Origin of the sequence: Erwinia oleae, assembly GCF_000770305.1 — a bacterium.
GTDB classification, from domain to species: Bacteria; Pseudomonadota; Gammaproteobacteria; order Enterobacterales; family Enterobacteriaceae; genus Erwinia; species Erwinia oleae.
The window spans coordinates 25478-37612 of record NZ_JNVB01000038.1 but is presented as its reverse complement, the minus strand read 5'-3'; the positions used below and the strand labels follow the sequence as shown (position 1 = coordinate 37612).

11 protein-coding genes and 2 tRNA genes are annotated in these 12135 nt (G+C 53.3%); 7 read left to right on the top strand and 6 right to left on the bottom strand.

The window, feature by feature from the left end:
• Positions 1-405, bottom strand: a complete 405-nt coding sequence (locus GS12_RS13285; protein ID WP_034947828.1) for a hypothetical protein — start codon at positions 403-405, stop codon at positions 1-3.
• Between the two features lie 390 nt (positions 406-795).
• Here GS12_RS13285 and sufA point away from each other — a divergent pair, with 390 nt between their 5' ends.
• The 7 genes from sufA to GS12_RS13250 all read left to right on the top strand — a co-directional run bounded on the left by sufA (position 796) and on the right by GS12_RS13250 (position 7462).
• On the top strand, positions 796-1170 hold the full coding sequence (gene sufA, locus GS12_RS13280) for a Fe-S cluster assembly scaffold SufA (RefSeq protein WP_034914511.1): 375 nt from the start codon (positions 796-798) through the stop codon (positions 1168-1170).
• A 5-nt stretch (positions 1171-1175) separates the two neighbouring features.
• Entirely contained in the window at positions 1176-2666 is a 1491-nt protein-coding gene (gene sufB / locus GS12_RS13275; RefSeq protein WP_034914514.1) for a Fe-S cluster assembly protein SufB, read from the top strand.
• Positions 2667-2722: 56 nt separating this feature from the next.
• Entirely contained in the window at positions 2723-3469 is a 747-nt protein-coding gene (gene sufC / locus GS12_RS13270; protein ID WP_034914516.1) for a Fe-S cluster assembly ATPase SufC, read from the top strand.
• Positions 3444-4727, top strand: coding sequence for a Fe-S cluster assembly protein SufD (gene sufD / locus GS12_RS13265; RefSeq protein ID WP_034947826.1), 1284 nt, complete (start codon positions 3444-3446; stop codon positions 4725-4727). Before sufC ends, sufD begins: the two co-directional genes overlap by 26 nt.
• Positions 4724-5947, top strand: coding sequence for a cysteine desulfurase SufS (gene sufS, locus GS12_RS13260; protein ID WP_034947823.1), 1224 nt, complete (start codon positions 4724-4726; stop codon positions 5945-5947). Before sufD ends, sufS begins: the two co-directional genes overlap by 4 nt.
• A gap of 27 nt (positions 5948-5974) precedes the next feature.
• The gene (gene sufE / locus GS12_RS13255; RefSeq protein WP_034947820.1) at positions 5975-6391 is read left to right on the top strand and encodes a cysteine desulfuration protein SufE; all 417 of its coding nucleotides are present in this window, start codon (positions 5975-5977) and stop codon (positions 6389-6391) included.
• Between the two features lie 75 nt (positions 6392-6466).
• Positions 6467-7462 (top strand): L,D-transpeptidase family protein, encoded by a 996-nt coding sequence (locus tag GS12_RS13250; RefSeq protein ID WP_034947817.1) that lies wholly within the window; start codon positions 6467-6469, stop codon positions 7460-7462.
• 132 nt (positions 7463-7594) lie between these two features.
• On the opposite strand, the gene GS12_RS13245 is transcribed toward GS12_RS13250, so the two are convergent.
• The 5 genes from GS12_RS13245 to GS12_RS13225 form a co-directional block, all read right to left on the bottom strand.
• Complete coding sequence (locus tag GS12_RS13245; RefSeq protein ID WP_007374746.1) at positions 7595-7831, bottom strand: major outer membrane lipoprotein; 237 nt, start codon at positions 7829-7831, stop codon at positions 7595-7597.
• A gap of 288 nt (positions 7832-8119) precedes the next feature.
• Positions 8120-9532, bottom strand: coding sequence for a pyruvate kinase PykF (pykF, locus tag GS12_RS13240; protein WP_034914528.1), 1413 nt, complete (start codon positions 9530-9532; stop codon positions 8120-8122).
• Positions 9533-9936: 404 nt separating this feature from the next.
• Positions 9937-10013: transfer RNA gene (locus GS12_RS13235), tRNA-Val, on the bottom strand.
• Between the two features lie 2 nt (positions 10014-10015).
• Positions 10016-10092, bottom strand: a tRNA-Val gene (locus GS12_RS13230).
• Positions 10093-10545: 453 nt separating this feature from the next.
• Positions 10546-11919, bottom strand: coding sequence for an MATE family efflux transporter (locus GS12_RS13225; protein ID WP_034947814.1), 1374 nt, complete (start codon positions 11917-11919; stop codon positions 10546-10548).
• Between the last annotated feature and the right edge of the window lie 216 nt (positions 11920-12135).

Genomic DNA, 12135 nt, shown 5'->3' with positions numbered 1-12135 from the left:
CTACATGATCCATGAAGCCTGCTTAACAAAGTCGCTTTGCAGCCGGGTGGCCTGCTCCCAGTCGCCGTCTAACGCCAGTTGATGACATAAACGCGTCAGCGTATGGCGGCCGAGCTGCCAGGCCTGCATGCGAAACAGACGTTCGCGCCCGGCATTGCCTAATTCAAGCAGCAGACGATGATGCAGCTTGCCCAGCGCGTGCAGATAGCTACGATCGTCGCCGTTAAGCTGGCAAAGCTCCGCCATATCGAGGCAGGTATCATTATATTTACGCAATTGTTCAAGGGTGCATTCAGGACGGTTAATTTTTGCCTGGGCCATATAAAAATCGATGGTAATATCGCGTACCGAAAATTTATATTCATCAATTTTATGCTGCAACCAGGCATTGACCGACAGCGTCATAAGACAAACTCCCTGTTAAATGATAATCATTATCATATATTACCCGCAGCATTATTCAATATCACCAAAAAAAATTTTATCCATAAATGCTGCCGTTCAGAAAAATTGGTAATAACGATGTAACTTCTCTCTTTATTGCCTGAAACCATGCTTAATTAAAATCGGTCAGGAAGATTTTTTATTTTTTTGTAATTTATCAATGGGTTATTAGTTAATACATTATCGCACATTGAATATACTAAACCTCGTGACAGGGTCTAAACTCTATAGAGACGGCGAAAAAAAGCGCTGTAAGCCTTAATCCCTGCAAAACAAGAGGTTGAAGCGATATTCAATATCACTAACATAGAGGCATTAGCCCACAGGGCTATCGACTCGTGAGGTAAATATATGCCATCAGCCACTACCACTTCTTTTTCTCCGGATGACTTCGTCTGGAAAGGCCTGACGCTGACTGACAGCGCTGCGCAGCAAATTATTGCGCTGGCCGGAAACGATCCGCACGTCAAGGGGCTGCGCCTGGGTGTTAAAACGTCCGGTTGCGCGGGCTTCGGCTATACGATGGATCTGGTTAAAGAGCCCGCCGATGACGATCTGGTTTTCGTTAACAACGGCGCGCACCTCTATGTGCCTCTTCAGGCCATGCCCTTTATTGACGGTACGGAAGTCGATTTCGTTCGCGAAGGCCTGAATCAGATATTCAAATTTAATAATCCTAAAGCTCAACACGCCTGCGGCTGTGGTGAGAGCTTTGGCGTTGAGTAAACCTTATGTCTCGTCCTACTGAAGCATCAGATGATGTGCAGATCTGGGAAGGAAACCAGCAGAAATATAAAGAAGGCTTCTTCACGCAACTGCAAACCGAAGAGTTTGAAAACGGTATCAGTGAAGAGGTGGTGCGCGCCATTTCTGCCAAACGCAATGAGCCGGAATGGATGCTCGACTTCCGCCTGAAGGCTTACGCGGCCTGGCTGGAGATGGAAGAGCCGCACTGGCTGAAGGCGAATTACAAATCGCTGGACTATCAGGATTACAGCTACTATTCGGCACCCTCGTGCGGCAACTGCGATGACAGCTGCGCGTCTGAGCCCGGCGCGAAACAGGGCGGTGGCGCACAGCCGAGCTACCTGACCGAAGAGGTGGAAAACGCCTTTAACCAGCTTGGCGTGCCGGTGCGCGAAGGGAAAGAGGTGGCGGTAGACGCCATTTTTGACTCGGTTTCCGTTTCCACCACCTATCGCCACAAACTGGCGGAGCAGGGCATTATTTTCTGCTCGTTCGGTGAAGCGATCCACGATCATCCTGAACTGGTGAAAGAGTACCTCGGCACCGTTGTTCCGGCGAACGACAACTTTTTTGCCGCGCTCAACTCGGCCGTAGCCTCGGACGGCACTTTCGTTTACATCCCGAAAGGCGTGCGCTGCCCGATGGAGCTCTCCACCTATTTCCGCATTAACGCGGCGAAAACCGGTCAGTTCGAGCGTACCATTCTGATTGCCGATGAAGGCAGCTACGTCAGCTACATCGAGGGCTGTTCTGCGCCGGTGCGCGACAGCTATCAGCTTCATGCGGCGGTGGTTGAAGTTATCATTCATAAAGACGCGGAAGTGAAGTACTCCACGGTACAGAACTGGTTTGCCGGCGGCGAAGCGGAAGGTGGCATTCTCAACTTTGTTACCAAACGCGCGCTCTGTGAAGGCGAGAACAGCAAGATGTCGTGGACGCAATCGGAAACGGGTTCCGCCATCACCTGGAAATACCCCAGCGTGATTTTGCGCGGCGACAACTCAATCGGTGAATTCTTCTCCGTGGCGCTGACCAGCGGACATCAGCAGGCCGATACCGGCACTAAGATGATTCACATCGGTAAAAACACCAAATCGACCATCATCTCGAAAGGTATTTCTGCCGGAAAGAGTCAGAACACCTATCGCGGCCTGGTGAAAATCATGCCCACCGCGACCAACGCGCGTAATTTTACCCAGTGCGATTCGATGCTGATTGGCGCCGACTGTGGCGCGCATACCTTCCCGTATGTGGAAGCGCGTAACAACACCGCTCAGTTGGAGCACGAAGCAACAACGTCACGTATCGGCGAGGATCAGCTTTTTTACTGCCTACAGCGCGGTATCAGCGAGGACGACGCGATTTCGATGATTGTTAACGGCTTCTGTAAAGACGTTTTCTCCGAACTGCCGCTGGAATTTGCGGTTGAAGCTCAAAAATTGCTGGCGATAAGCCTTGAACACAGCGTGGGCTGAGTCCTGACGTTTACGGTCATTGCGTGCAGTGCTGATGGCACTGCCAGGGAAACACTATGTTAAGTATCAAAGATTTACAGGTTAGCATTGAAGACAAAGCGATCCTGCGCGGGTTGGATCTGGAAGTGAAGCCCGGTGAAGTCCATGCCATTATGGGCCCGAACGGCTCAGGGAAAAGTACGCTTTCCGCCACGCTGGCGGGCCGCGAAGAGTATGAGGTTGTGGGCGGTTCCATCAACTTTAAAGGCAAGGATCTGCTTGAGCTGTCTCCGGAAGATCGCGCCGGTGAGGGCATCTTTATGGCCTTCCAGTATCCGGTTGAGATCCCTGGCGTCAGCAATCAGTTCTTCCTGCAAACGGCGGTTAACGCCGTACGCAAATACCGCGAGCAGTCTTCGCTGGATCGCTTCGATTTTCAGGACTTTATTGAAGACAAAATCCATTTGCTGGAGATGCCTGAAGATTTGCTGACCCGTTCGGTCAACGTCGGCTTCTCCGGCGGCGAGAAAAAACGCAACGATATCCTGCAAATGGCGGCGCTGGAGCCTGAACTGTGCATCCTTGATGAAACCGACTCCGGTCTGGACATCGATGCGCTGCGCATTGTCGCAAACGGCGTTAACACGCTGCGCGACGGCAAGCGCTCGTTTATTATTGTTACGCACTATCAGCGCATCCTTGATTACATCAAGCCGGATTTTGTGCACGTACTTTACCAGGGCAAAATCGTCAAGTCCGGCGACTTCTCGCTGGTGAAACAACTGGAGGAGCAAGGCTATGGCTGGCTTACCGACCAGGAGTAGTGACAACGCCCTGCAACAGTGGCACCACCTGTTTGAAAGCCGCGGCGCCAGCCGCTCGTTGCAGGCGCAGCAGCACTGGCAGCAGGTTTTGCGCCTTGGACTGCCCACGCGTAAGCAGGAAAACTGGAAATATACCCCGCTCGACGGTCTGTTTTCCCAAAACTTCGTTCTGCCCGCCGCCGTCGCGCTTAATGCAGATGAGGCGGCCGCGCACGCGCTCAATATTGATGCAGTTAAAATGGTGTTTGTTGACGGGCGCTTCCAGCAGGCGCTGAGCGACACGGAATTCGATCGGTTTGATATTCAGGTGACCGCGGCCGGCGAGCGTCGTGAACTGAACGCACCAGTGCAGCCTGATGTGTTCCTTCATCTGACCGAGAGCCTGGCGGAAGAGGTGACGACTATCCATCTGCCGCGCGGTCAGTCCGCTGCGCGCCCGCTCTATCTGCTGCATATCAGCAGCGGCAGCGGCGAGGCAGAGATGAGCACCTCACACTATCGTCACCATCTTCAGCTTGATGATGGCGCAGAGGCGACCATCATTGAACATTACGTCAGCCTGAGTGAGACAACGCACTTCACCGGCGGGCGTTTTACCGCCAGCGTGGGCGACAACGCTGCGCTGACGCACTACAAGCTGAGTTTCGAGCACAGCAGCAGCTATCACTTTGCTCATAACGATCTGGTTATCGGTCGTGATGCGCGTGTACAGAGCCACAGCTTCCTGCTGGGTGCCGGTCTGTCGCGTCACAACACCAGCGTGCAACTCAACGGCGAAGGGTGCGAGTTGGGCATCAACAGCCTGATGCTGCCGGTGGAAAAAGAAGTGAATGACAGCCGTACTTACCTGGAGCATAACAAAGGTTACTGCCAGAGCCGTCAACTGCACAAAACCATCGTTCGCGACAAAGGCCGCGCGGTGTTCAACGGCATGATCAAAGTGGCGAAGCACGCGCTGAAAACGGACGGACAGATGACCAACAACAATCTGTTGCTGGGCCGTCTGGCGGAAGTGGACACCAAGCCGCAGCTGGAAATTTATGCTGATGATGTAAAGTGCAGCCACGGCGCGACCATTGGTCGCATCGACGAAGAGCAGATGTTCTATCTGCGCGCGCGCGGTATCAGCGAAGAGTCAGCGCAGCGCATGATTATCTATGCGTTTGCCGCTGAATTAACCGAAGCCATTACGGATGACGTGCTGAAAGAGGCGGTGATGCAACGCATTGCGCAGCGTTTTCCCGGAGGCATTAAATGAGTTTTGATCTCGCCCGCATCAGAGCCGAGTTTCCTGTCCTGACCAGAGAAGTGAACGGTCAGCCGCTGGCCTATCTCGACAGTGCCGCCAGCGCGCAGAAGCCGCAGGCGGTAATCGATGCGGAGAGCCGCTTCTATGAGTATGGCTACGCCGCAGTGCATCGCGGTATCCATACGCTGAGCGCCGAAGCGACAACCGAAATGGAGAACGTGCGCACGCAGGCGGCGCGCTTTCTCAACGCCGCCTCGACGGAAGAGATTGTGTTCGTGAAGGGCACTACCGAAGGGATCAACCTTGTCGCCAGCAGTTGGGGCGGCAGCCAGCTTCAGGCGGGCGATAACATCATTCTCACCGAGATGGAGCATCACGCGAACATCGTTCCCTGGCAGATGGTGGCGAAGCGCGTGGGCGCTGAAGTTCGCTTTATTCCCCTGAATGAAAACGGCGAGCTGGATCTGTCGGTACTGCCGACGCTGATCGACAGCCGCACGCGTTTGCTGGCTTTAACGCACGTTTCAAACGTGTTGGGTACGGTTAACCCGGTCAAAGAAATTATTGCGCAGGCCAAATCCGCAGGCGTGGTGACGCTGATAGACGGCGCGCAGGCGGTAATGCACCAGAAGGTCGACGTGCAGGATCTGGACTGCGATTTTTATCTTTTTTCAGGCCATAAAATCTATGGCCCTTCCGGCATCGGCATTCTGTACGGACGTAAAGCGCTGCTGGACATCATGCCGCCATGGGAAGGCGGCGGTTCGATGATCGCCACCGTCAGTCTGACCGAAGGCACCACCTATGCCGCAGCGCCATGGCGCTTCGAAGCCGGTTCGCCGAATACCGGCGGCATCATTGGCCTGGGCGCCGCACTGACGTGGGTCAGCGCGCTGGATCTGGATGTTATCCATCAGCGTGAACAGGCGCTGATGCGCTATGCGATGGATAAGCTCGCCACCGTGCCGGATCTGACGATTTATGGCCCGCAGTCGCGTTCCGGCGTGATCGCCTTCAATCTGGGTAAGCATCATGCTTACGATGTGGGCAGCTTTCTCGATCAGTATGGGATAGCCATCCGTACCGGCCATCACTGCGCCATGCCGCTGATGACGCATTACGGCGTTCCGGCGATGTGCCGCGCCTCCTTCGTTCTGTATAATAGCGAAGAAGAGGCCGACCGCCTGGCGGCTGGTCTGATACGTATACACCGTTTGCTGGGCGGCTGAGGCCGTCCACAGACAAGGGAGGAAGGAATGGCCACGCTGCCGGACAAAGAAAAACTGGTGCGCAATTTTTCGCGCTGCGCTAACTGGGAAGAGAAGTATCTCTACATTATCGAGCTGGGCGCCACGCTGCCAGAATCCTCTGAATCCTTACATAAGCCGGAGAACGCGATTTCCGGTTGTCAGAGCCAGGTATGGATACTGATGCATACCGATGAGGCCGGGCGGGTGGTGCTGTATGGTGACAGCGACACGGCTATCGTTAAGGGACTGATTGCCATTGTTTTTATTCTTTATCAGCAGTTGACGCCCGCCGAAATCATGGCCTTTGACGTTCGCCCCTGGTTCGGGCAACTGGCGCTGACGCAGCATCTGACGCCAACACGTTCGCAGGGGATGGAAGCGATGATCCGCGCCATTCGCCACAAAGCACAGGTACTTTCATAACGCCAGATTGCTACACTTCTCCACAGGCCTCCCGTTTCGACGGGAGGTTTCTTTATGTTGAACGGGGAAATTTGCATGAGACCGCTGTTACATCTTGCCACGTTACTCTTTACGTTTACCGCCTCGCAGTATGCTCTCGCCACAGACTATCCATTACCTGCTGAAGACAGTCGCCTGATTGGCGAAAACGCGACTTACACCGTCCCTGCGGATGGCCGTTCACTGGAAGCGATTGCCTCGAAGTGGAAGATTGGTCTGCTGGGCATGCTTGAGGCCAATCCCGGCACCGATCCCTGGCTTCCAAAAGCAGGAACCACCCTGACCATTCCGCAGCAAATGCTGCTGCCGGACACGAAACGGGAAGGCATTGTGGTCAACGTCGCCGAACTGCGGCTCTACTATTATCCAAAGGATGAAAACAGGGTCATCGTCTACCCGATAGGTATCGGACAGCTTGGCGCGAATACGCCTGCGATGGTGACCAGCATCAGCCAGAAGATCCCGAATCCTACCTGGACACCGACGCCGAATATCCGAAAACGCTACGCCGCAGAAGGTAAAACGCTGCCGGTAACCGTGCCCGCCGGGCCGGACAATCCGATGGGGCTGTTTGCCATGCGTCTGGCGTATGGCAAAGGACACTATCTGATCCACGGCACCAATGCCGACTTCGGAATAGGGATGCGCGTCAGTTCAGGCTGCATACGCCTGCGGCCCGATGACATCGAAGCGTTATTTAACAGCGTACCGAAGGGCACACGGGTACAGATTATTAACCAGCCCGTGAAGTATGCTGTTGAACCGGACGGTAAACGTTATATAGAAGTGCATCAGCCTCTTTCCCATAACGAGAAAGACGATCCGCAGACAATGCCGTTGACGCTGAGTCCGGCAGCGAAAAAATTTGTTAAAAGTTCGCTAAGCGATCACGCAGTGATTAAGCAGGCGATGGAACGTCGCGCAGGGATGCCAATTCTGGTGAGCGCAGGTGAGCCGGTTAGCGAGGCATCGGTAAATCCTCAGCAAAACGCCGTTGAAGCGCCGAAGAACAGTGAGTCTGGCCATGAGTAGGGTCGATGGCTGAACACACGTAGAAAGGGGCCTGAGGCGTTTTAACGCGCTGTACACAAGGAAGTGTCTGGCAGGTTGAAAAAAGGCAAAAAAAATGGCGCACACTGTGCGCCATTTTCAGTACCAGAACTCTTACTTACGGTAAGAGTGAGCCTGGTTATCCAGACGCTGGTTAGCACGAGCTGCGTCATCTTTAGCAGCCTGAACGTCAGAACGGATTGCGTTCACGTCGTTGCTCAGCTGGTCAACTTTAGCGTTCAGAGTCTGAACATCAGAAGACAGTTGGTCGATTTTAGCGTTGCTTGAACAACCGGCCAGCAGAGTTGAACCCAGAATTACCGCGCCCAGTACCAGTTTAGTACGATTCATTATTTATACCCTCTAGATTGAGTTAATCTCCATGTAGCGTTACAAGTATTACACAAACTTTTTTCTAATGAGAATAATTTTTTAATGAGAACGTGCTTAAATTTGATCGTTCGCTCAAAGAAGCATCGTCTTTGACTTTTAATGTAAAAAAAAGAGGGAAAACAGGTGAGTTTAATCGGATATGTCTTAGGTTTGGTGAAAAATCATACACCTCATTTCAGACAAATTTCCTGCCTGAGCTGTAAAAAAAGCGCCACTGAGGGCGCTTTTTTACTCCTCACGTCATAATTACAGAACGTGAACGGACGACGTGTTGGTCGTACCGCTTGGTACCAGCGCGCCGGAAACCATTACGACGACGTCGCCTTTCTGAGCATAGCCGCTTGCAACCGCCGCTTCTTTGCCAAGACGATAGAAATCGTCAGTCGAGGCAATCTCTTTCACTACGCTGGTGATAACCCCTTTGCTGAGCAGCAGCTGACGCGCGGTCTGCTCGTTAGTGGTTAATGCAAGGATGGTGGCGTTAGGGAAGTATTTACGTACGGATTTTGCAGACTTACCGCCCTCGGTCGCTACCACGATCAGCGGCGCTTCAAGATTTTCAGCCGTTTCTACCGCGCCGCGGCACACCGCTTCGGTGATGCGCATTTTGCGATTCTCCTGCTGAGAATCAATGCGGCTTTTCATGACGCGATCGGTACGTTCGCAAATGGTCGCCATGATGGTGACCGACTCAAGCGGATATTTGCCTTTCGCACTTTCACCAGAAAGCATAACAGCATCGGTGCCGTCCAGAATGGCGTTAGCCACGTCGCCTGCTTCAGCGCGGGTCGGGCGCGGATTCTTAATCATGGAATCCAGCATCTGGGTGGCGGTGATCACCACTTTGCGTGCTTTATTACATTTTTTGATCATCATCTTCTGCGCGAAGATCACTTCTTCCACCGGAATTTCAACGCCAAGGTCGCCACGCGCAACCATGATGCCGTCGGAAGCTTCCAGGATCTCGTCGAAATTGTTCAGGCCTTCCTGGTTTTCAATTTTAGAGATGATCTGAATGTGCTCGCCGCCGTGCTGCTTAAGGTGCTCACGGATCTCAAGCACATCTGAACGCTTACGAATAAAGGAAGCGGCAACGAAGTCAACGCCCTGTTCGCAGCCGAAAATCAGATCGCGTTTGTCTTTTTCAGCCAGCGCAGGCAGTTGGATAGAAACGCCTGGCAGGTTAACGCCTTTGTTTTCACCCAGGTCGCCGTTGTTCAACACGCGGCAGACCACGCTGTTTTCCGTCACGTCGGTTACGGTCATGCCGATCAAACCATCATCAACCAGCACGGTGTTGCCCACTTTCAGATCGCTGGTGAAACCGGCGTAGGTCACCGCCACGCGATCGCTGTTGCCAATCACCGCTTGATCGGTGGTGAACGTAAAGGTCTGACCCGCTTTCAGCGAAACGTCACTGCCGCCTTCCAGCTTCATGGTGCGAATTTCCGGGCCTTTGGTATCCAGCAGGATAGCCGCCTGGTGGCCGGTATTCTTCATCACGGCGCGCAGGTTAGTAATACGTTGACCGTGCTCTTCGTAGTCGCCGTGGGAGAAGTTGAGACGCATGACGTTCATGCCTGCTTCGAGCAGGTTAGTTAATACTTCTTCAGATTCAGTTTTTGGGCCGATAGTACAAACAATTTTTGTCTTTTTCATGACGAATTATCTATTAAGTTGTGATGGATGAGAAAGTGACGATCCCGGTACTGATAGTGTATTGCGAAGGACCGGAGAAGAATTTGTGCCTGGATAAGAAAAGACGATACAGACTAAGAATAGGTGACAGTAATGAGACGTGCAGAAGAAGTTGGCTGAAGGGTTCAGCGGGCGTATTGCCAGAGGCTATCGTTTTAAAAAAAGGGTCTACCATACGCTGGAACCATTCAGGTGAAACAACGTTTCGTATTATAGCGATTCAACTGCGTGAAAACCAATTAAAAAACGTGGTCTCATCAAGGAATTAGCGAATTCTTCAGGAAAGTAGCGTGAAAAAAGGGAGGGGATTTCCAGGAATTTATGGAGAACAAGCGCTGCCGTCTGCAATGAGAGGCGAAAGATAATGGTGCGTCCGAGTGGGCTCGAACCACCGACCCCCACCATGTCAAGGTGGTGCTCTAACCAACTGAGCTACGGACGCACTGGTGCGTTCTAGAGGACTCGAACCTCCGACCCCCACCATGTCAAGGTGGTGCTCTAACCAACTGAGCTAAGAACGCTTTTTTTACTTCATCTTTCACACTGCGGCTTTGTTGGCTGCACTCGCTCACCCCAGTCACATACGGATGTATGCTCCTGCGGAATCGACGCGTTTGCCGCCGCGCCTCAGCGCGAAATCTTTCGTAAAAGCTTCATCCTTCACACTGCGGCTTTGTTGGCTGCACTCGCTCATCCCAGTCACATACTGATGTATGCTCCTGCGGATTCGACGCGTTTGCCGCCGCGCCTCAGCGCGAAATCTTTCGTAAAAGCTTCATCCTTCACACTGCGGCTTTGTTGGCTGCTTCCACACCACAGTGAAATACTTACGCTGTCCTGACGACAGCGGGGACGAATATTAACGACAGCGCCTGCGGCTGGCAAGCGGAAATCCGCATTTTTCTGCACGACTGCTGCGCAACTGTGCGAAGCGCAGCAATTTTAAACACACTGCTGACAAAACGATCGACAGCTTAGTGCGCTGCCCGCGTCAGAATTGTGCTGGCAGGCTGCCTCTGTAGATAGCGCATGCGGAAAACCATCATCGCCGCAGCAGAGGTAAGACCCACAATAAAGCCTGTCCAGAAGCCTGCCGGGCCCATTGGCTCAACCACCCAGTCGGTCAGCGCCAGCAAATAGCCCGTCGGTAAACCCAGCACCCAATAAGCGACAAAGGTAATAAAGAAGATGGAACGGGTATCTTTATAACCACGCAAAATGCCACTGCCAATCACCTGAATGGAGTCTGAAAACTGATAAATTGCGGCCAGCAGCATCAGATGCGAGGCCAGCGTCACCACTTCCGGGTTGTTGGTATAAAGCAGCGCAATGTGCTCGCGAAAAGTGACGGTGAATATCGCGGTCATTAAGGCAAGCGTGACGCCCACGCCCTGGGCCGTCCACGCCGAGATGCGCGCCGCCTCAGCAGAGCCCTGGCCCAGCCGGAAGCCCACGCGGATCGTCGTTGCCACGCCCAGCGACAAAGGCAGCACAAACATCAGCGAGCTGAAATTAAGCGCGATCTGATGCCCGGCGACGTTAACAATGCCCAACGGCGAAACCAGAATCGCTACCACGGCAAACAGCGTGACTTCAAAAAACAGCGCCAGCGCAACCGGCAGACCGAGCTTAAGCAGCCGCCAGAGCGTGGCGGTGTCGGGGGCGCTGAAACGTGTGGTCAGCCGGATATCGCGCATGGAACGCGCGCGGCGTACCCAAATGCTCATGGCGATAAACATGACCCAATACACCGATGCCGTCGCCACACCGCAGCCAACTCCGCCCAGCGCGGGCATGCCAAAATGACCATAAATAAAGACAAAGTTAACCGGAATATTTACCAGCAGGCCCAGAAATCCCATCACCATACCGGGTTTGGTTTTTGACAGTCCTTCGCACTGATTACGCGCAACCTGAAAAAACAGATAGCCCGGCGCGCCCCACAGCAGCGCATGCAGATAGCCGACGGCCTTACTGGCAAGTTCAGGATCGATATCATGCATTGAACGGATCATAAAACCGGCGTTATAGAGCACCAGCATAATGAAAACGGCGACCAGTGCCGCCAGCCAGTATGCCTGACGTACCTGATGCGCCACGCGATCGCGGCGGCCGGAACCGTTGTATTGCGCCACCACGGGCGTCAGCGACAACAGCAAACCATGACCGAAAAGAATGGCGGGCAGCCAGATGGACGTTCCGACCGCAACGGCGGCCATATCGGTGGCGCTGACATCGCCAGCCATAATCGTATCGACAAATCCCATCGCGGTTTGCGCAATCTGCGCCAGCATAACCGGAATGGCCAGCGCGAGCAGTTGACGCGCCTCTGTGAGGTACTTCTGCACGTTTACACCTGCTTATAATTTAAAATGAAAGGCAACGCTGCACCGTAAAAAAGCGATTTCTTAACGGAAGGCAGGGCAGGCGGCATAGTGTAATGCGCCAGCCGTAAATAGCCAATCAACGAACAGAAAGTCATGTATTTTATTGTGCTGTGGGTCAGAATTTGGATTCGGGCGTAATAAAGGGCAAACTACGCGCAGAAAATGAATAAAGAGGGC